Below are 20,595 nucleotides of genomic sequence, written 5' to 3' on the forward strand. Positions count from 1 at the left end.
TTATTGTAACGTAGAATGGTATCCAAGAAGGAGCTGCTATAATTGATTGTAACTCCATTCAATAAAACAGCAGTAAAACCTTCTGTTATCGACCAGGACAAACAAGGGATAGAAAAGTAACTTTCACTTCATTTAACTATTGTACCAGTAAAACGTTTAACAAATTGGCCATGAAGAGGAAAAAAAATCTACAAGGCTCATAAGCTCCAATTCCATTGTGTAATAAGCTTTTAAAGGTGCCGATTTGACAAAACAGTGTTACTGTTTTTGAAGTCTTAAAATTGTATTGCTAAAATCGCAACACTGTTTTTTAGCATAAATACAGTAATTTCAAATTAGTCAGAAGATCATATTATCTCGAATAGCATTTATTCCAGTGCTATTCAGGATTACAAGGAAATACACGATGATTCAACAAATTTTAAAGACGGAGGTCAATTATATTTGTTTCTTTCTTCGGGTGGTGGCCGGAGTTATCATTTTCCCTTATGGTATGCAAAAATTACTGGGTTGGTTTAATGATTTTGGTGGAGGTGTTGGGATAAAGGCATCGTTGGCTCAGCTTAAAAAGAAGAAAGTGCCTCTATTCCTGGCATGGATGGTTATACTCGGTCAATCTTTAGGAAGTATTGCATTGATTACCGGATTTGCAGGAAGAATAGCGGCCGTCGGAAATTTTATCATATTCACGGGAGCGCTTATTAACCATTTACCAGATGGATGGGTGCTGAACTGGACAGGTAGAAAGAGAGGGGAAGGAATTGAATATTTTGTGCTGTTGCTTTCAATGCTTTTAATCATTATCATTAATGGAAGCGGTGCAGTTTCAATAGATCTTTATCTGCAGAAAAGTTATAAATAAATTCGTCCACTTGATTTCTATACTATACTTCAGCTATTGGTTGAGTATAGCAAGGGCACTTTGCGTAACAAGCAGAGATCGACTCCAAAATAAAAGGACAACGGCTTTGCTACACTTCAAATTGCAAGGGGTGCGCATGGAAAATTAAGAGTACCTGACAGCAATGTATGCACTGATAAATTATAAACATTATGCCTGATAGGGAACAGTTGCAAAATCGAATTCTCTTTTCATTAAGTAATGAAATTGCCCGCATAAGGGGTAAGGATGATATGTTGCATTTGATAAGAACTACATTAAAACAATATGTTGATTTTGACGATAGTTTCATTATGAGGTATAATCAAACCTCAAAAACTTGTCGTTCTTATATATTTCATGTTGAAAATGGTCGCTCAGCAAACCCGGCTTTTGACAGCCAGCTTGATATCGAATATCCCGTAGAAGACGATCGTATAACGGATAACGATATGCCTGAAGTACAAGATGTAGAGTTACTCTTGTCGGCTGGTCATAAACAGCTTTCATTTATACAGAGCACGGGTATCAAAGAGTTTGTAACTTTTAAATTGGTTGAAGGAAATTCGTTGATTGGTTTGTTTGTTTTATTGTCGGAGAAAAAAAACAGCCTTACGAAGGATAGTCTTGATTTACTTAGAAAAATATCCTATCCAATTTCAATTGCAACGGCAAACATTATTGCTAATGAGGAAATAACCAAACGAGAAGAAGAGAAAAACCTATTACTTTCTTTGAGCCACGAGATTGCTGCATTAAAAAACCGGCAGGATTTATTTCATGTGGTGAATGGGAAAATAAAAAAGTTGTTTTCGGTACAGGAGTTTGGATTTTCAAAAATTGACGAAGGTGGTGAAACCTTTAGTGCTTTGGTGATGGATATGGGAGAGGAAATCAGAAGTCATTCCGACTATGATAAAACCATTGCTACCCATTTTAGTGTTGCAGATCCATTGTTTACAGAAGTTATAAATGCAGAAGATCCCGTGCTATATGAAGTAGATGAACTGGCTAAGCAGCCAGATCTGCCGGCCTATGTATATTTTTGGAAGAGCTTAGGGATACAAAAGGTTTTGATTGCAGCACTAAGGGTTGGCGGAGCTCCTGTTGGTACGGCCATTTTTATACTCAAAAAGGATGCTGTTATTAACACAAAAAATCTACTCTTGAAAGGCGTTTGTTCACAATTGGCGGTTGCGGTATCTAACATTTTGGCAAATGAAAAAATTCAGAAACGGGATGAGGAAAAAACGATACTCCTGTCATTAAGTAATGAGTTTGCTGCACTAAAAAACAGGGAAGATTTATCAAAAGTTGTCAATGCAAGAATAAAGGTACTGTTTTCATTAGAGGAATTTGGTATTGCACAAATTGATGAAAGTGGTGAAACCTATAGCGCTTTCACGTTGGAGTTTAATGAGAGGTCTAAACAAATCCAAGATTTTGCATCCGTCATATCAGCGAGGTACAGTGTTCATGATCCGATTTGTTCACAGATTTTGCAATCAGAAGAACCACTTTTGTTTGACGTTGAAGAAATTTTTAATCAGCCAGACATGCCTGCATATGTGGGTTTTTGGAAGAAGTCGGGATTCAGATTTTACTTAACCATGCGGCTCCGGGTAGGCGGCAAAAATATCGGATATATTGTTTTTCACCTTCCCTATAAAGAAGCAGTAGACCCTAAAAGTATCTTGCTAAGAGGTATTTGTGCACAGTTGGCTGTTGCTGTTTCAAATATTCTGGCTAATGAAAAAATATTGGCACGAGAGGATGAAAAGGCAAGATTACTCGAGTTTAGTAATGCCATGGCTTCTGCAAGAGATAAACAAACGCTGGCGAAAATCTTAAAAACACAGTTGAAAGATTTGTTTGGAATAGAAGACTATGTTATACACGCCCTGAGTAAAGATAAAAAGACCCATCGTCCTGTTTTGTTTGATCAGGAGGCTGACTTTGCACAACATCCCGATTTTCAAAAATTAATTTATATTGATACTGACGTTAATGATGGCGTGTTTAATAAAATACTTGCAAGTGATGACATGGTTGCCTTTAATGTAGAAGAATGGTTTAATTCCCCCACACCGCCAGCTTATTCAGATGCTGCAAAAGCAATCGACTTGAAACGAATGGCGGGTATTCCCATTAAACTTGGTCGTGAAAATATTGCCGTTATGAATTTCCGAAAAGATGGGATCAGTCCCTTTACTTTTCAACGGCCTTTGTTCAAAAGTATTTGCTCACAGTTAGCCATTTCAATATCCAATATCATGGCTAATGATGAAATCAATGGGCGAGAAGCTGAAAAGTCTTTACTGTTAGAGTTTAGCAATGCCATTGCATCTGTACGGGATAAGTATGTTTTTGCTAAAGTATTAAAGCAGCAACTAATGAAGCTGTTTTTGATAGAAGATTATGTTATTAATATTTTGAGCGAAGACGGTCAAGAAGTTATTCGATTTATGTATGACATTGAAAATGAAATTTTCCAAAAACAGGAGTTTCTTAAACTTTTAGATAATCCTATCAATGTTAATGATGGCGTATTCAATAAAATACTGGAATCAGATGTGCCGGTTACGTTTAAAGTAGAAGAATGGGCCACTTGGAAAAATCCACCGGTTTATCTTCAAGCAGCAATTGCCACCGGTTTGAGAAACCTTACAGGAATGCGACTCCAATTAGGTGAAAAAAATATTGCATTCATCAGTTTTAAACATGATGATTTTGGATTGCCTCCCTCACAACTTCCTTTTTTAAAAAGTATTTGTTCACAAATCACCATTGCCGTCTCCAATATTATCGCCAATGAAAAAGTGAACGAGCAATTAGTCGAAATCAGGCAATACAAAGAACAACTTGAAGAGGAAAAGATATACCTGAAAGAAGAGATTGAAACGGCTCATAACTATTCTGAAATCATTGGCGAAAGTCCCGGAATAAAAAAAGTATTCCGAATGGTAACACAGGTCGCAGCATCTGATAGCACCGTTCTACTATTGGGAGAGACAGGTACAGGAAAGGAACTGATTGCACGGGCAATACACAATTCATCGCCAAGAAAAGATAAGTTAATGATTAAAATTAATTGTGCTGCATTGCCCGCTAATTTAATTGAAAGTGAATTATTTGGGCATGAAAGAGGGAGTTTTACAGGCGCTTTTGAAAGACGGATCGGGAAATTTGAATTGGCTAATAACGGGACTTTATTCCTGGATGAAATTGGAGAAATGCCGCTTGAGTTACAGGTAAAATTATTAAGGGCTCTCCAGGAAAAAGAAATCGAGCGCATAGGAGGAAAAACTACTATAAAAACTGACGTACGTATCATTGCCGCCACTAATCGTGATCTTGAAAAATTAATGGAGGAGGGTAAATTCAGACTAGATCTGTATTACCGTTTAAATATATTCCCTATTCAATTGCCACCGCTAAGAGAGAGGCGTGAAGATATTCCGCAACTTGCTTCACATTTTGTATTACGGTTTTGTAAAAAGGCAGGAAAAAATATAACGAGCTTAAGTAACAAAGCTCTTGAACAACTACAACAGTATGATTGGCCTGGTAATATACGGGAGCTGGAACATTTAATTGAACGAAGCGTGCTACTTGCAACAGGCGACTCAATTAAAGCATTAGACCTTCCAAACCCAAAAACAAGGATGGTAACTAAAGTGGAATCTGAAAGTTTTAAGATCCAGACAATTTTCGACAATGAAAAGGAATACATTTTGAAAATACTAAAATATACAGACGGCAGAATAACAGGAGAAGGTGGTGCCGCTCAACTACTAGGCATACCACCGAGTACTTTAAATTCCCGTATTAAAAAGTTGGGTATCCGTAAAGAACATCATGGATAGAAAAAGTTAAATGAAAATTATGCAATTATGTCTTAGTAGTTGTGGCGTTTGAAGCTTGTGAGCTTTAGCAGTGAGGACACTATTTTTTAATAAGATAATTTACAGCTTCAACTTTATGTCCAAAAGATTCAACCTCTTGTTGTTTGCAGTGGCGTGTCCTAATCTTCTCCGGTAAACATATTTCATATTCTGAATTCTGATGTAAAAAAAGAAGGATTTTTTAGGCAAATGATACTGATATTTTGAATACAATTTTGGGCAAAATATAATTATCATGAAAAAGTCATTAGCTCAAGAATTGGTTTTAGTTACAGGGGGATCAGGTTTTGTTGGCACTCATATTATAGCTAAGCTACTGCAACAGGGTTTTACAGTAAGGACTACTTTACGCTCAATAAACAAAAAGCAACAAGTCATAGATGCATTAAGAAGGGCAGATATTACTTCTGTGGAAAAACTTTCTTTTTTTGAAGCTGAACTGGAAAGAGATGATAACTGGAACGAAGCGGTGAAAAATTGCAGTTATGTATTACATGTAGCTTCTCCGTTTCTGCTTAAGGAGCCTAAAGACGAAAACGAACTAATTATACCTGCCCGTGATGGCGTATTGCGGGTATTGAGAGCATCCCGTAATGCAGGTGTTAAAAGGGTGGTGCTTACTTCTACCTTTGGTGCTATTGGCTATAGTATTGATCCTAAAAATCATGTTTTTACGGAGGCTGACTGGACCGACCCAAGTGCTCCGCTTGCGGCTTATATCAAATCAAAAACAATAGCTGAAAAAGCAGCCTGGGATTTTATAGCAGCGGAAGGTGGTTCTTTAGAACTTACCGTAATAAATCCTGTTGGAATTTTTGGACCGGCGTTGGGTAATGACTACTCTGTTTCCATTGAATTGATCAAAAATCTCATTGAGGGAAACATGAATAAAAGTTATACTGAATTTTCTTTTGGTGTTGTAGATGTACGGGATGTTGCTGAAATCCATATAAAAGCTATGAAGAATCCGGCAGCCAAAGGTGAGCGATTTCTCTTGGCAGCAGATGGTGCAATGACGTTTTATGATGTTGCCGAGCTAATAAAGAAAGAACGAAAAGAACGATCACTAAAAATTGAAAATCTGAATTCAATTGATAAGGCTGATTATATTCAACTTTCTAATTCAAAAGCAAAAGTATTGTTAGACTGGCAACCAATAAGCAAAGAAGAAGCTATTTTGGCAAGTGTTGATTCATTGTTTGCTTAATTACCGATTTAGTTAGATAAATATTCTGACATGCCGGAATATTTAATTGGTGTGTCTTTAAAATAATGTCTGCGTCCATAATAGCAAAATTGAAAAGGGTTTCAATTTCATTTATTGAAACCCTTTTCCAGTTCTATATCTTGCGAGATTCTATTGCCGTTTTTTGGCAACAAACTCTGAATCAGCGTTACATTAATAATCTATGTTCAGACGGTGGATGCCCAAATTGAGATTTAAACAATCTTGAAAAATGTGCGTTACTCTCAAACCCCAATGTATAACAGATGTCTGTAATTTTCATATTTGTGTTTAAAAGAAACTCGCTCGATTTTTTTAATCTTCGTTCCCGTATCCACTTTGAAGGTGGCATATTATACACCGAAACAAAATCTCTTCGGAAACTGGAGAGACTTCTCCCGGCTAATCGAGCCAGCTGATTTATTGAAAGTGGATTCATAAAATTATTTTCTACAACAACTGTAATATCAGGCCGCATCTCATTTCTCAAGTTCAGGAAAAGGTCTAATAAACCACGGTCCGAATTTTTTAAACTATGTAGTAATTCTAAAAGTTTAAACTTAACCATTGTGTCGTCTACTTTTGTTTCATCTTCCAGGTATGCAGTCAATGATTTTGTAAATGTTGCAAAATTCGGTTGCATGGTGGTAACATATATATTCTCTTCAGATGTTTTGGAGCCATTTGTTAACTGTGTTATTGTAGAAAATTCCTTCACCAAGTCGTATCCCATTGAAAAGATGATAAACTCAGTCTGAAGCTGTTCTGTGTCACTATAGTTTGTTCGATATTCTATAAGTGTACTTTTCTTAAGAAATGCTATTTGATTTTTCTCTACAATAAACTCGGATTCACCGTAACTTAGATTTACAGTGCCATTCATGGTTACTAAAAGCCTGTTGTCGTCGGAGTAAACAGCATCCTTGTAATAGTGTCTGCAATTAAAGTATTCTATTGCTGTTGAATTATTGAAGGTTAATGCTTTTCTCTTTATTGGTTGAAGGTCGGGAACTACGTTGTACGAGTCGTTAGTATTGTATGCCATGGTAACTAGTTACTTTTTTTGATTAAATGGTTTTATCCAAGTTCACTGCAGTTAGTAATTCAAATGATTACAGCGAAATCAAACTTTCGTAGCCAATAATTTCAAAGGAGGTGCCAAAGATTAGTATATTGAAAGACAATTGGTTGTGTTCAAATGTCATTTTAACTGCTAGCGATATTTCGCTAATTAGCAGGTCTTTAGTGTAATATCGAAACAAAACATGTCGTATTTGAGAGATTTTTTGTTGAAAACCTATCAGTCATTTTTGCATGTAAAAAAGGGATACCAGCAGAGGTACCCCTGAATTTATTTTGTAAAAAAAGATAAAGCATCAAGACTGGTTGCTGAAATGAGCTCTTAACAGCCAGGCCATTTTTCATCTTTCTCAATCAACTACATTACAAAATCACTACTGCCGGCATCATTGTATTTATCAGCAAAGATTAGAATAAGTCTGCGAAGATTATTAATGATTGTTTCGTGGCCGCCGAGTAAATATTTCAATTGATCGTTTTGCGAATTGGCATACGGCTGTTCAATTAAACTGGTAAGTCGCAGGAAATCTTCAAGCCCTGCTTCAGCATGGAAGCCGATAGTACGGATTCTTTCGGCTATATCATCTATTTTATAGATCGCATTAATTTGTTAGTCATAAACTGACGCATTTCATAAAAGTTAGTAGCTTGAATATCCCAGTAATAGTTTCTTGTTTTTGTATGTAATATAAATTCATCTGCCAACAACTTATCAAGTTCGATACTGACTAATTGCAATTGGGTTTCCCGGATACTAAGATTAGGTTTCATGCCATTTGTTTATGTTATTCTGTACTTAGGTATTTTAATTGATCATGCAGATTGGGATTAATTAAAAGGTAGCATCATCTGAATTGAGCGGCTTTCCCAAGTCGTCTTTTTATTTTGATTGTAAGAGTCGCAACGTATTATCAGGTAAGTATACATGGAACAGGATGATTCAGTATTTATAAATTAGCCTTCACTGAAATGAATTTGAGTCAAATAATCAATAAAGTTGAATTCAAACCGTAACTAACTTTTTATAAAATGGTCCAATTTTACATCGCTTATTGATGTTTTTTTTCGAAGTGTGGTAAAGTTGCGTGCCTTCATTTTCGCTCGTCCCCAGTTGTGTTGCCGTTGGATATTGAAGGTATAAGTTAGTAGAACATATCAGTATACGATTAGTGTGCAAGCTGAATGTCTTTTTCTCTCCGCAATTACACAGATAAATTAAACAATCATACTGCCATAAAGAAATTTTCGGCAAGCCTGTGAACTGCTGATTATAGCTCGTTTTGATAAACATAAATCGAAGCAATCAAATAATTTAAAAAATATGAAGTACATCAACCAGGAACCACTTTTAACAGAATTTATGTTGGGCGACGTGCACCTAAACAACCGTATTGTAATGGCTTCAATGACAAGGGGCCGATCTGACAATCCTGAGCTTGCCCCAACAAAACTCCATGCTAAGTATTATGCGCAAAGAGCTTCTGCAGGACTTATTTTAACTGAAAGTGTTTGGGTAAGTGAACGTGCCATTGGGTCTATTAATCTGCCGGGTATTTATTCGAAGACGCAAATTGAGGGTTGGAAAGGAGTAACTGATGCAGTTCATGAAAATGGAGGAAAAATCTTTATGCAAATAGTACACAGTGGTGCTGTTTCACATCCCGATTTTTTTAATGGCGCATTACCATTAGGGCCTTCTTCCATCAACCCACAAGAAAAGTGTTACACACCTTCGGGATTTAAGGATACGCTTACTCCCCGGGCATATACCATCCCTGAAATTAAATTGACCATTGAAGAATTTAAACGGGCAGCTGTAAATGCGAAGGAAGCAGGGTTTGACGGTATTGAATTACATGCTCAGTTATTTACATTAATACCACAGTTCTTAAGCGAAGCTACCAATCAGCGAACTGATCAATATGGAGGTTCTATTGAAAATCGATCACGCCTGCTTTTCGAGATATTAGATGCTCTGTTGGAAGTGTTCAACAGTACACAGCTTGCTATTAAATTCACACCTGCGGCTTTTAATCATGGCATCATTCGTCCGGATGTTAATACGATTCCGACTTACAACTATCTGCTGAAAAAACTGAATGACTATAAGCTTGGTTATATTCAATTGGTACGTCCTTCTGTGGAACTCACGAATACTCCGATAGCAGTTTTACAGGATGACTTTTTCGGCTACTTCAGAAATATTTATACCGGTAACATTATGGCTAATATGGGTTTTGACTGGAATTCCGGGAATGCCATACTCAGAGATAACAAAGCAGACCTGGTTTCGTTTGCCCGCCCTTTTATTGCCAACCCAGATCTGGTAAGACGATTTGCTGAAGGAATTACGTTGGCAGAAGCCAGCCATGAAACTTTTTATACGGGAGGCGAGAAAGGATATGCCGATTATCCGTCAGCAACAAACATTATTCCTGTGTGAATTTAATAGTCAATAAAGTTGAATTAAGCAACAAATAGAAAAATGGTTTTAGTGATCATCTTTACATCATTAGAAAATTAAGAAGAACTAAACAGTAATAATGCAGATATACGTAAGGCTACTGCCTTGCTTATTGGTTTTGCATTTGGCAAAGCAGAAATATTTCACCAAAAAACAAATAGTATGAAACAGTATGTAATTCTTTTGAGCGCCATATATGCAATAGGTTGCTCTGAAAATAATCAATCAACTACTCATCAACAAAACGAAACAGAAATGAAAAGTGAACTAACAGTAGCGGATTATGCTACCGATCCTCATCTTGACAGTAAAACGAAAGCGTTTTTAACTGTATTAAATACAAGTGGAGGCAAACCCCTAGAAGCTTTAACTCCCTTGGAGGCAAGGCAGGTTTTAGTTGGTGCACAGGCTTCCGTAAAAGTGGATCTTTCAGGAATTGATGAATCTGAAAAAACAATTACGGCTGGTGGGCACACAATTAAATTAAATATTGTTCGTCCTGCGGGTGTGAAAGGTAAGCTGCCTGTTTTCATTTTTATTCACGGTGGCGGATGGGTCTTGGGTGATTACCCCACACATAAACGAATGGTCCGTGACTTGGTTTTGCTGACTGGATATTCTGGTGTATTTGTAAATTATACACCAACGCCTGACGCAAAATATCCAACGCAGGTTAATGAAATTTATGCTGCTACGAAATGGGTTGCAGAGCATGGCGATGAAATTAATGTTGATGGTAAAAATCTTGCGATGGTAGGAAATAGTGTAGGTGGAAACATGAGTACTGTTACTACAATCAAAGCAAAGGAAAATAATGGTCCAAAAATAAAGGTACAAATCTTGATGTGGCCAATCGTGGATTCAGATTTTGAAACAGAATCGTATCAGAAATTTGGCAAGGACCGTTTTCTTACTACCTCTTTAATGAAGTGGATGTATGATATGTATACTACAGACTCAAATCAACGAAAGGAAATTTATGCATCGCCTCTTCGTGCAACGGTTGAACAATTAAAGGGTTTGCCTCCTGCCTTGATCCAGGTTGCAGAGAATGATGTATTACGATATGAAGGAGAAGCATACGGACGAAAACTGGATGAGGCAGGTGTTCCAGTTACGGTGGTTCGTTACAATGGAACTATACATGATTTTGGATTGCTGAATGGTCTGGCTGATTTGCCTGCGACAAAATCTGCTTTTTTTCAGGCCGCTGCAGAAATGAAACGTTACATGCAATAGGATCAGTATTGCATTCTTTAACAAAACAGCTTCAACGTTTTTTTTGCTGCATTAGGTGCTCTTTACATCTGCTAACTTTTTTAAAGAATGTATTGAGTGTCACTTATCAGCTCTAACCAATTGTTTTCATCGTTTAAAATAATACCAGGCAGACCTATGTCTTCTGCTTCTTCGTCAATCAACAGATTGCCGGTAGTTATGAAATGATGCTGACATTAATGTAGCCTTTCAATTGTTTTCTGAATAACAACGTCATTAACAACTCAATATTATGAAACAAAAAGTATGGTTTATCACAGGAGCTTCCAAAGGATTCGGTTTAGCAATCGCCAAGGCAGCACTTGCAAACGGAGATAAAGTAGTTGCAACAGTAAGAAAGAATAAAGAAGCACTCGCCGATAGTTTGAACGAGAAAGACAGATTATTGGTGGTGCAGTTAGATGTAACGAGGGAGCATGAAGTTAAAGCCGGTGTTGAAAAATCGATAGCCACGTTTGGTGCAATTGATGTGCTGGTTAACAATGCCGGATATGGATTACTGGCTGCAGCCGAAGAGGCTTCTGATGAAGAAGTAAAACAACAATATGACACGAATGTATTTGGACTGCTCAATGTTACACGTTCGGTTTTGCCTCACATGCGCAGACAAGGTTCCGGTCATATTATCAATGTCTCTTCTCTATTTGGTTATAGCGTTCCTTACCCCGGTTTCGGCATTTACGGTTCCACCAAGTTTGCGGTAGAAGGTATATCCGAAGGGCTTGCACTCGAAGTAAAGCCATGGGGTATTCATGTTACATCGGTTGCGCCAGGTTTGTTCAGTACAAAGTTTGCTTCCAACGAATCGTATCAGACTTCCCGGATAATCCTTGACAGTTACAATGATACCGTAGGTAGTGCAAGAAAATTCATGAAACAGTTGGATGGTAATCAGCCCGGTGATCCTTCCAAACTGGCCATGGTTTTAATTGAATTAACGAACACCAAAAATCCGCCACTTCATTTGCCAATAGGCAAAGATGCTGTAGCAGCCTTCCGAACAAAAATGGCTTCAATGCAAAAAGAAGTTGATGAATGGGATGATGTTTCGAGTAGTACAGATCATCATATCATGAATTAGATATCGATTCCACAGGTCGATAATTTATTGATTGGTGACAATTCGTAAAATTCGGAAGATCTATCCAGTTGAAACAAACATCAATTATGCAAAGTATTTTTAGAACAGAAGATCAGTTTCCTGAGGAATACAAATTAGCCCGAATAGACCAGCGTGTTTATTTGCTCAACGGTGAATGTATTGAATGGGAGGGGCCTTACACAACAATCTATTCGCCGGTATGTATTCCAGGCCCCGATGGACTAAATCGTAAAATATTAGGAAGTGTACCCAGGACATCGGGTAAACAGTCGCTTGAAGCACTAGATGCTGCTGTGGCTGCGTATAATAATGGATTAGGTGAGTGGCCTTCCATGAGCGTGGAAGGGCGTATAAAATGCATGGAGCATTTTGTTTACCTGATGTTGCAGCAACGGAACATCGTTATAAAACTGCTCATGTGGGAGATAGCAAAAACATTAGCCGACGCAACAAAGGAATTTGACCGAACGATTGAATATATAAATGCTACAATCGATGCATTGAAAGATACAGACCGTGAATCATCCCGGTTTCGGCAGGAAGAAGGAATCATTGCTCAAATCAGGCGAACTCCACTTGGCGTGGTGCTTAGTATGGGACCTTTTAATTATCCCCTCAACGAAATATTCACAACACTTATTCCGGCATTAATAATGGGTAATACCGTCTTATTCAAGATGCCGAAACATGGAGTGTTGCTGTATTACCCATTGTTGAACGCTTTTAAGGATGCTTTTCCTAAAGGTGTTGTGAATACACTTTATGGGAATGGTGCTGAAATCATAACACCCATTATGGAAACCGGAAAGGTGAATGTGTTGGCGTTTATCGGATCAAGTAAAGTTGCGAATGGGCTTAAAAAACTTCATCCTAAAGTAAATCGGTTAAGAGCCGTGTTGAGTCTTGATGCAAAGAATGCTGCAGTTATCACAAAGCATGCTGACATAGAAATTGCAGTTAGTGAATGTATTTTAGGTGCTCTTTCATTTAATGGACAACGATGCACTGCGTTGAAGCTGTTATTTGTGCACCGTGAAGTAGCAGATGAATTTGTAGAAAAACTAAGTAAGGCAATTGAAGCATTACCTGTAGGCTTGCCATGGGAAAAAGATGTTCGTATTACGCCCTTACCTGAACCTTCAAAACCCGGTTATCTAAGGGAATGTATTGTGGATGCAATTTCGAAAGGTGCCCGTATTGTGAATGAAAAAGGTGGCTTGGCAGAAGAATCGCTTGTTATGCCAACATTGGTTTATCCGGTAAATGAGCAAATGCGTCTTTATCATGAGGAGCAGTTTGGTCCGGTTGTTCCGGTAGTGATATTTGATACAATCGACGAACCTGTTAACTACCAGGAGAATGCTTCTCATGGTATGCAGGTTAGTATATTCAGCAATGATGCCGGTGAAGTTGCGACATTGATTGACTCCTTTGTAAACCTTGTAAGTCGTGTGAACATTAATTGCCAGGCACAACGTGGACCTGATATCTTTCCCTTCACCGGCAGGAAAGATAGTGCAGAGGGAACGCTTTCTGTTTATGATGCATTGCGTTCATTCTCTATCCGCTCCCTTGTTGCAGCTAAATCAACTGAAACAAATAAGAATATACTCAATACAATCGTACATGAGCATAAGTCATGTTTTCTAAGTACAGATTATATTTTCTAGTGGCGACAAAAATGAAGCAACTGAAACGATCAAAATTCTGTTTTCTAAAGATTTAATTTCAATAATTAGTTAGCACAGCCCGATAGTCCAATCTATGAGACTTCGTTGATGCAGATCAATTTCATGATGATAGTTTATATGATTTCTCTGCCTAAATGTTTTAAACAGGTAAACGTCATTTTGACCGAATCATTTTAATTATACCTGTTCAGGTTACTACTTATTACTTCTGCTGTAATAAGGCTTAAAAAAAGAAAAATTCCGGAGTGGATTAAATTATCAACAAAGTTGAATTACAGTGAAAACTATAAATGACTTATGACGTGGATCTTTACATCAGGGAAAATGGTAATAGCAACAACACTTATATATTTCGTATGATACCAATGAATCTAAATAAGTTGATTCAAATCGAAACTTTTGAGTAACGCCAACATAGGTAGGGTAGATTCTGAATTGCTGCATAAATCTGAAGTGTTAACAGTAGCTCAAGAAGTTCAGAATATGATACCCGAAGTAATACAATGTTTAACTCACTGCAATCAAAGAAACAAATAGAGAATCAATCGAATGATCAAATCATGAATGCTGTTAAACATGATATAAGTTTTCTTCAATTTCTGCCGGTAAGTCTCTTTGGCGGTATTCTCGGTTTGACAGGATTGAGTTTTTCGTGGAGATTGGCATCAGCTAAGTGGGGACTTAATCCGTTGACCGGGGCAGCGTTTGGTGCGATTGTGATTTTATTATTTCTATTGTTATTGGTAACCTATATAAATAAATGGATACGGTTCCCGCAATCTGTAAAAGCAGAATTCAAGGACTTTGTATCAGTTGCTTTTTTTGCGACTTTCATAGTAAGTCTGCTGTTGATACCCGGAATTTTGTTGACCTATCATGAAGGCGTTGCTACTGTAATCTGGTTGGCTGGTGTAGTATTTATCATCATATTTAACTTGTATTTATTACAGCAATGGTTGAAGCGACCCTTACCTAGTGGAAATATATTGACGCCATTGCTGCTGCCGGTAATTGGATTGCTCGATGTACCCATTGTTGGTAGTCTTTTGCAATGGCCTGCAGCAAGGGAGATAAGCCTGTTTTGTTTTGCTGCCGGATGTTCGTTATTCATTATTCTTTATCCTGTTATCATGGCCAGATTACTGTTTGTATCGGCACTGCCTGAGACATTACAACCAACGTTACTTTTCCTGGTATTACCTTATCCAATTTTGTACTTAGATTATATCGGCTTTTCCGGATCGAACGATATTCTTTCTTCCGTTCTTTATTATTCCGGCATTTTTCTCTTGCTGATATTTGGGAGCAAAATATTGTTTCTCCCAAAAAGTTGTCCGTTCAGAGTAGGTTGGTGGGCAGTAAGTTTTCCATTGACCGCTATTACCATTTCCGCCTTCAGATATTCGGAATACCATCAGCAGCTAATCAGCCAGGTAATTCCTGTATTGTTGTTGGCACTTTCAACTTGTACAATTATCTATTTGATGTTTCAAACCACTTATCGTATCCTGACAAAACAATTATTTATAAACGATCCAACAAAAGCAGATACCGCTAAAATTTCAGAACCAAATCATTAATTATTTATCATAAAAACAGAAAACAATGAAACAAACAATCATCGCATCACTGTCTTTATTCATGTTAATTGCAGGTAAGCAAGCAGCGGCACAGCAACCTTCCGCAGACTTATTGACACCAACAAACCATTCGCTTGTTGTGATCGATATGCAGAGCCAGATGCTCTTCCCACTTAAAAGCGGCGGTATTAATGAATTCAGGGATAACGCAGCAATAGTAGCAGGTGCATCGAAAATATTCAATATACCTACAGTAGTTACAACAGTTGCATCCAAATCATTTAGTGGCCCTGTATTTCCCGAAGTTGCACAGTTCTATCCAGCTGGCGGGTATATTGAAAGAACAACGATGAATGCCTGGGAAGATGTAAATGCTTATAAAGCAATTACAGGTAATGGTAAGAAGAAAATTGTATTTGCCGGACTATGGACAAGTGTGTGTATCGTTGACCCGGCTTTGTCAGCGAGGGCTGTAGGCTATGACGTTTACGTTATTACTGATGCTTGCGGTGACGTTAGTAAGGAAGCGCATGATATGGCTATCAACCGTATGATGCAGGCTGGTGTAAAAACGATGACATCCATACAGTATCTGTTGGAATTACAGCGTGATTGGGCGAGAAGTAAAACCTACAAAGCCGTAACAGAACTTGTTGAAAAATATGGCGGCGCCTATGGAATCGGTATCCAGTATGCAAAGGATATGTTACCTCATTAAGTTGAAAAGAATTATTAAAATTTAGAAGCAGGTATAAACTCCCATAAAAAAGTATGCTCATGAAATTGTATTGCTCTTTTTTACTTCTCTTACTCAACATTGCTTTACAGGCCCAGACGAAGGCAGATATCATTATAGTTGGAGGTAAAATATCGACGTTTGATGATAACAAAAGTCAGGTACAAAGTATTGCTATTACAGGAAATAAGATAGTGATGGCAGGAACCAATGTGCAAGTAATGAAATTGAAGGGGAGGAATACAAAAATAATTTATGCTAACGGAAGACGAGTTATTCCCGGTTTATTTGACAGTCATTTGCATGTAATTCGTGGGGGTAGATTTTATAATACTGAGCTAAGATGGGATGGTGTAAAAACATTAAAACGGGCACTGGAGATGTTGAAGGAGCAGGCTCAGCGAACACCTGAAGGAAAGTGGGTTCGGGTTGTTGGCGGTTGGAACGAATATCAATTTGAAGAAAAGCGATTACCAACTTTAGAAGAGATCAACGAAGCGACAGGTAAGGTGCCCGTTTTTATTTTGTATCTCTATGGAAAAGCATGGTTGAATAAAGCAGGTTTAGAGAGATTGATGATCAATACAGATTCACCCAATCCGCCGGGAGGGTTGATTGAAAAAGATAGTAATGGTAATCCAACGGGGTTATTGCTTGCAGAACCCAATGCTTTTATTCTTTATTCTACATTGGCAAAATTGCCAGAGTTGACGACGGCAGAAAAAATAAATTCTACACTGCAGTATATGTCAGAGTTAAACCGGCTTGGTGTAACAGCCGCCATGGATGCAGGTGGAGGTTTTCAGAATTTTCCAGATGATTATACAATAACTGATTCCTTGCACAAATTGGGTAAGATCACTCTTCGACTGCCGTATTTTCTATTTGCGCAAAAAAAAGGTACGGAGTTGCAGGATTATTCAACATGGATTAACATGGTTGATATTGATCAGCAGGGAACGAATGATATTAATCAGATTAACTATCATGTTGAAGGCGGAGGTGAAAATATTGTTGCTGATGCGGCAGATTTTGAAAATTTTTTATATCCCCGACCGGAGTTGCCTGCAACAATGGAAGCGAACCTTAAGCCTGTCATTCAATTACTGGTTAAGAACCGGTGGCCATTTCGTATTCATGCAACGTATAATGAAAGCATCACCAGAGATTTGAATGTGATTGAAGAAGTAAACAGAGAAACACCGTTAGATGGTTTGATTTGGTTTATTGATCATGCAGAGACAATCAGTGAAGAAAATATGATGCGAATCAAAAAGTTGGGTGGTGGTATTTCTGTTCAGCATCGTATGGCTTACCAAGGCGAAAGTTTTATACATCGTTATGGTAAGAAAGCGGCATTGGCTGCACCACCGGTAAAACGTATGCTGGAAATAGGATTACCGGTTGCATTAGGAACCGATGGAACCAGGGTTGCCAGTTATAATCCATGGGTTGCATTACACTGGATTACGACAGGAAAGACAATTGGGGGAACACAGATAATGGCATATGAACATTTACTTGACAGATCAACGGCTTTAAGCTTACTGACTTCGGGTGGATATAAGCTCATTAAAGAAAATGAAAACAATGGGAAACTTCAAAAAGGTTATTATGCTGACATTGTTATTCTTGATAAAGACTATTTCAGTATTGCAGATGAACAAATTCCTTACATCCAATCGGTGCTGACTGTTGTTGATGGAAAAATTGTCTATGCTTCACATGAATATCAATCATTGGCACCGGCAAGGCTGCCTGTAATTCCTTTATGGAGTCCGGTAAAATATTACGGAGGGTATCAGTCTAAATAGATTTATGCGATCTCTTCTTTATCATATCACAGCAATTTATCCTGCAGCTGAAAGCTTTCATCTCGTCATGTTTTTTTGCAGGATTATTATCACTATCGAATTTGTTGTTGTGCATGGACTTAAGAAAATTGGAATAGGTGTGGCAAATGCTGAAGTAATACCAAACCCGTTGCATTGGCCTGTATTTGTTAATGACTACTTTATTCTCTTTGCCAGTCTTGTTGCACCTGTTTTTATTATCATTGGGCTATATACCCGACTTGCAATTATGCCGGTATTGGCTGTAACACTCACAGGGTATTTCATTGTTCATTGGAATGATTCTTTACTAATAAAGGATGTTCCATTTATCTACAGCATGATTTACCTGTTGATTTTAGTACTTGGCCCCGGGAAATATTCCGCTGATTATTTCATTCATAAAAAACAAGCAGTATGAAACTTATCTGGTATTTCGTTGCATTGGTTTCTGGCGCATTTCTTCCAATACAGGCGGGTTTAAATTCTAAACTCGGTAAATCAATTGAAAACCCTGTGTATGCGTCGATGATCTCATTTGCAATTGGCTTCTTTTCCCTGCTGGCCTTTATTCTGTTAACAAAACAATCAGTAACGTGGGCCGGTGTAAAATCGGTTCCTGTTTATGTTTGGGCAAGTGGGGTGCTTGGGGCGTTTTATGTAACGGCCGTCATTCTTACATATCCGCAAATTGGTCCTGCATTAACGTTTGGACTTGTGGTGGCAGGACAAATGATTATTTCTGTTTTAATGGATCACTTTCATATTCTGGTGCATATAAAGCACAGCATCAACATCTACCGGCTTATTGGTGTTGCATTCATTGTGGCGGGAGTTATCATTATCCGAAAGTTTTGAGATGAAATATTTGATTTTTATATTGAATCTATTCCTGGTAAAGTTGCTTTTGTGTCAGCAGGTTCCATTACGTAATCTTCGTTACGATGAAGATTATTCGGTGCTTAAAACTGATACTGTAAGAGGTTGGTACAATTCTGTAAAATTTATACCACTCAGTTCTTCCCGTAACAGTTTTTTATCTTTTGGAGGAGAATACCGTTACCAGTTACAATATTTTAAAAATGAAAATTGGGGCGATATACCTAAGGAAGAGTATATGGCTGTTTATAACCGATTATTAATTCATAGTGATCTTCATATCGGAAAGCATTTTCGATTATTCGGACAGTTGGTAAGTACAAGTACCTCAGGTCGTGTAGAGCCTGCCCGTTCAGTGGATGAAAACTGGCTGGATGTACACCAGGTTTTTTTGGATGTTAATTTGTTGAACAGACAAAAAGATAAGCTTGTGATCCGGGCAGGCAGGCAGGAACTTCTGTATGGATCACAAAGGTTAATCTCCGTACGTGAAGGACCAAACAATCGTTTAAGCTTTGATGCGCTGAAGTTGTTTTACAAGCGACATAATTTTGAGGCAGACGCTTTTTATAGCAAACCGGTAAGAGTATGTGTGAATGTGTTTGATGACCCTGTTAATCAGAATGAACAGCTATGGTCGTCCTATCTTGTTTTCAAGGATGTTCCACTTATTCAGCATGTGGATGTTTATTATATCGGTTATCAGAATACAAAAAAATCATATAATAATATTGCGGCAACAGAAACAAGACATTCAGTTGGAACAAGATTGTGGAAATGGACCGGCGCATTTCGTTATGATGTTGAGACTTTATATCAGTTTGGAATGATGGGCGATGTAGTTATTAATGCGTATACGGTATCGGCAAATCTGCAATATCATTTCCGGAAGTTAAAATTGAAGCCAGTTGCGGGTTTAAAGACAGAGTTGATTAGTGGCGATGTTTTGGCAGGTGATAACCGAATTAATACTTTCAATCCGTTATTTCCGAGAGGAGCATATTTTGGACTAGTTGCCTTAATTGGGCCTGTTAATCTTATCGATATTCATCCTTCCATTGAAATTGAATTATGCAAGGGGCTGTTGTTTATAGCTGATTATGATTTGTTCTGGCGCTATAGTCAGGCAGATGGTATATACGGACCAAATGCCGAATTGATTTACCCTGCAGGCTCCGGTAAATACATTGGCGATCAGCTTGGACTAAGTTTCGATATCGTTCCAAGTCAACATGTTTCCATTTCACCGGAATTCACTTTTTTTAGAGCAGGTAAGTATTTGAAAGATGTAAGTCCCGGTAAGAATATCATTTTTTCAGCAATCACCCTTCAATTTAAATACTAAATCTATTATTATGTCAGTAACAATTGGTATAAGAGAAGAAAACGCAGCTTCGGTTGCAGCAGATCTGTCAAAAATACTTGCAGATGAATTTGTGCTGTACACAAAAACACGCAATGCACATTGGAACGTAACTGGCGATGATTTTTATGCCAAACATAAATTTTTTGAAGATCAGTACGAAATGCTGGATGAAATAATGGATGAAGTTGCAGAGCGAATCCGTTCGATTAATCACTTTGCGCCTGCTACATTAAGGAGTTATTTACAGCTGACACATCTTACTGAATTATCAAGAGAGAAAAATGACAGTCATGGATACATCAAAGAATTATTGGCTGATCATGATAGTATCATTATGAATTTGAGAATTAAGATCAACTTGTTTGCTGCGGAATATCTTGATCTGGGTTCCAGTGATTTTATTACTGGCCTTATGGAAAAGCACGAAAAAATGGCTTGGATGCTCAGGGCTCACTTGTTATAGCCGTTCCAAACGACGAGCGAACCGTGTATCTCGATTGCGTTAAGCTTTGTGTTTGATACCGCCGCTATCGAATGAAAAAAAATACTATGGAAGGATTTAATAAAAAGTAGGAAT

16 protein-coding genes are annotated in these 20,595 nt (G+C 37.8%); 14 read left to right on the forward strand and 2 right to left on the reverse strand.

Annotated features, from left to right (window positions below):
• Nucleotides 1–406 precede the first annotated feature (406 nt).
• From H4075_RS06875 to H4075_RS06885, 3 genes are all read left to right on the forward strand, one after another.
• A complete protein-coding gene (locus tag H4075_RS06875; protein WP_182805372.1) occupies nt 407–862 on the forward strand; it encodes a DoxX family protein in 456 nt (151 codons plus the stop codon).
• Nucleotides 863–1,053: 191 nt separating this feature from the next.
• Nucleotides 1,054–4,746 carry a sigma-54-dependent Fis family transcriptional regulator gene (locus tag H4075_RS06880; protein ID WP_182805374.1) on the forward strand — a complete coding sequence of 1,231 codons (3,693 nt, stop codon included), beginning with the start codon at nt 1,054–1,056 and terminating at the stop codon, nt 4,744–4,746.
• Nucleotides 4,747–5,020: 274 nt separating this feature from the next.
• Nucleotides 5,021–5,992 carry an SDR family oxidoreductase gene (locus H4075_RS06885; protein ID WP_182805376.1) on the forward strand — a complete coding sequence of 324 codons (972 nt, stop codon included), beginning with the start codon at nt 5,021–5,023 and terminating at the stop codon, nt 5,990–5,992.
• A gap of 187 nt (nt 5,993–6,179) precedes the next feature.
• Here the strand turns inward: H4075_RS06885 and H4075_RS06890 are convergent, their stop codons facing one another.
• A complete protein-coding gene (locus tag H4075_RS06890) occupies nt 6,180–7,055 on the reverse strand; it encodes a helix-turn-helix domain-containing protein (RefSeq protein ID WP_182805378.1) in 876 nt (291 codons plus the stop codon).
• A gap of 620 nt (nt 7,056–7,675) precedes the next feature.
• Nucleotides 7,676–7,861 carry a hypothetical protein gene (locus tag H4075_RS21595; RefSeq protein WP_220494873.1) on the reverse strand — a complete coding sequence of 62 codons (186 nt, stop codon included), beginning with the start codon at nt 7,859–7,861 and terminating at the stop codon, nt 7,676–7,678.
• 550 nt (nt 7,862–8,411) lie between these two features.
• On the opposite strand from H4075_RS21595, the gene H4075_RS06900 reads away from it, so the two are divergent.
• The 11 genes from H4075_RS06900 to H4075_RS06950 all read left to right on the forward strand — a co-directional run bounded on the left by H4075_RS06900 (nt 8,412) and on the right by H4075_RS06950 (nt 20,481).
• Complete coding sequence (locus H4075_RS06900) at nt 8,412–9,533, forward strand: alkene reductase (RefSeq protein WP_182805380.1); 1,122 nt, start codon at nt 8,412–8,414, stop codon at nt 9,531–9,533.
• Nucleotides 9,534–9,716: 183 nt separating this feature from the next.
• Entirely contained in the window at nt 9,717–10,793 is a 1,077-nt protein-coding gene (locus tag H4075_RS06905; protein WP_255460379.1) for an alpha/beta hydrolase, read from the forward strand.
• Between the two features lie 271 nt (nt 10,794–11,064).
• Nucleotides 11,065–11,913, forward strand: a complete 849-nt coding sequence (locus H4075_RS06910) for an oxidoreductase (RefSeq protein ID WP_182805382.1) — start codon at nt 11,065–11,067, stop codon at nt 11,911–11,913.
• Between the two features lie 86 nt (nt 11,914–11,999).
• Nucleotides 12,000–13,604 carry an NADP-dependent glyceraldehyde-3-phosphate dehydrogenase gene (locus H4075_RS06915; protein ID WP_182805384.1) on the forward strand — a complete coding sequence of 535 codons (1,605 nt, stop codon included), beginning with the start codon at nt 12,000–12,002 and terminating at the stop codon, nt 13,602–13,604.
• A 581-nt stretch (nt 13,605–14,185) separates the two neighbouring features.
• Complete coding sequence (locus tag H4075_RS06920; RefSeq protein ID WP_182805385.1) at nt 14,186–15,205, forward strand: SLAC1 anion channel family protein; 1,020 nt, start codon at nt 14,186–14,188, stop codon at nt 15,203–15,205.
• Between the two features lie 25 nt (nt 15,206–15,230).
• Nucleotides 15,231–15,923, forward strand: coding sequence for a hydrolase (locus H4075_RS06925; protein WP_182805387.1), 693 nt, complete (start codon nt 15,231–15,233; stop codon nt 15,921–15,923).
• A gap of 59 nt (nt 15,924–15,982) precedes the next feature.
• Nucleotides 15,983–17,755: an amidohydrolase gene (locus H4075_RS06930; RefSeq protein ID WP_182805389.1), complete on the forward strand. Its 1,773-nt coding sequence runs from the start codon at nt 15,983–15,985 to the stop codon at nt 17,753–17,755.
• Between the two features lie 4 nt (nt 17,756–17,759).
• Nucleotides 17,760–18,194, forward strand: coding sequence for a DoxX family protein (locus H4075_RS06935; protein ID WP_182805391.1), 435 nt, complete (start codon nt 17,760–17,762; stop codon nt 18,192–18,194).
• Nucleotides 18,191–18,631 (forward strand): DMT family transporter, encoded by a 441-nt coding sequence (locus H4075_RS06940; protein ID WP_182805393.1) that lies wholly within the window; start codon nt 18,191–18,193, stop codon nt 18,629–18,631. The genes H4075_RS06935 and H4075_RS06940 overlap by 4 nt, the downstream gene beginning before the upstream one ends.
• Before the next feature lies 1 nt (nt 18,632).
• Complete coding sequence (locus H4075_RS06945) at nt 18,633–19,997, forward strand: alginate export family protein (protein WP_182805395.1); 1,365 nt, start codon at nt 18,633–18,635, stop codon at nt 19,995–19,997.
• 10 nt (nt 19,998–20,007) lie between these two features.
• Complete coding sequence (locus H4075_RS06950) at nt 20,008–20,481, forward strand: Dps family protein (RefSeq protein WP_182805397.1); 474 nt, start codon at nt 20,008–20,010, stop codon at nt 20,479–20,481.
• The last annotated feature ends 114 nt before the right edge of the window (nt 20,482–20,595 follow it).

The sequence above is a fragment of the Lacibacter sediminis genome (genome assembly GCF_014168535.1).
In the GTDB taxonomy this organism is placed as follows: domain Bacteria; phylum Bacteroidota; class Bacteroidia; order Chitinophagales; family Chitinophagaceae; genus Lacibacter; species Lacibacter sediminis.

Excerpts from the sequence above, each read along its gene's own strand:
- H4075_RS06930 (WP_182805389.1), top strand. The coding sequence starts at position 15,983 with ATGAAATTGTATTGCTCTTTTTTACTTCTCTTACTCAACATTGCTTTA.
- H4075_RS06940 (WP_182805393.1), top strand. The coding sequence starts at position 18,191 with ATGAAACTTATCTGGTATTTCGTTGCATTGGTTTCTGGCGCATTTCTT.
- H4075_RS06905 (WP_255460379.1), top strand. The coding sequence starts at position 9,717 with ATGAAACAGTATGTAATTCTTTTGAGCGCCATATATGCAATAGGTTGC.
- H4075_RS06920 (WP_182805385.1), top strand. The coding sequence starts at position 14,186 with ATGAATGCTGTTAAACATGATATAAGTTTTCTTCAATTTCTGCCGGTA.
- H4075_RS06925 (WP_182805387.1), top strand. The coding sequence starts at position 15,231 with ATGAAACAAACAATCATCGCATCACTGTCTTTATTCATGTTAATTGCA.
- H4075_RS06935 (WP_182805391.1), top strand. The coding sequence starts at position 17,760 with ATGCGATCTCTTCTTTATCATATCACAGCAATTTATCCTGCAGCTGAA.
- H4075_RS06950 (WP_182805397.1), top strand. The coding sequence starts at position 20,008 with ATGTCAGTAACAATTGGTATAAGAGAAGAAAACGCAGCTTCGGTTGCA.
- H4075_RS06880 (WP_182805374.1), top strand. The coding sequence starts at position 1,054 with ATGCCTGATAGGGAACAGTTGCAAAATCGAATTCTCTTTTCATTAAGT.
- H4075_RS06900 (WP_182805380.1), top strand. The coding sequence starts at position 8,412 with ATGAAGTACATCAACCAGGAACCACTTTTAACAGAATTTATGTTGGGC.
- H4075_RS06875 (WP_182805372.1), top strand. The coding sequence starts at position 407 with ATGATTCAACAAATTTTAAAGACGGAGGTCAATTATATTTGTTTCTTT.
- H4075_RS06945 (WP_182805395.1), top strand. The coding sequence starts at position 18,633 with ATGAAATATTTGATTTTTATATTGAATCTATTCCTGGTAAAGTTGCTT.
- H4075_RS06885 (WP_182805376.1), top strand. The coding sequence starts at position 5,021 with ATGAAAAAGTCATTAGCTCAAGAATTGGTTTTAGTTACAGGGGGATCA.
- H4075_RS06890 (WP_182805378.1), bottom strand. The coding sequence starts at position 7,055 with ATGGCATACAATACTAACGACTCGTACAACGTAGTTCCCGACCTTCAA.
- H4075_RS06910 (WP_182805382.1), top strand. The coding sequence starts at position 11,065 with ATGAAACAAAAAGTATGGTTTATCACAGGAGCTTCCAAAGGATTCGGT.
- H4075_RS21595 (WP_220494873.1), bottom strand. The coding sequence starts at position 7,861 with ATGAAACCTAATCTTAGTATCCGGGAAACCCAATTGCAATTAGTCAGT.
- H4075_RS06915 (WP_182805384.1), top strand. The coding sequence starts at position 12,000 with ATGCAAAGTATTTTTAGAACAGAAGATCAGTTTCCTGAGGAATACAAA.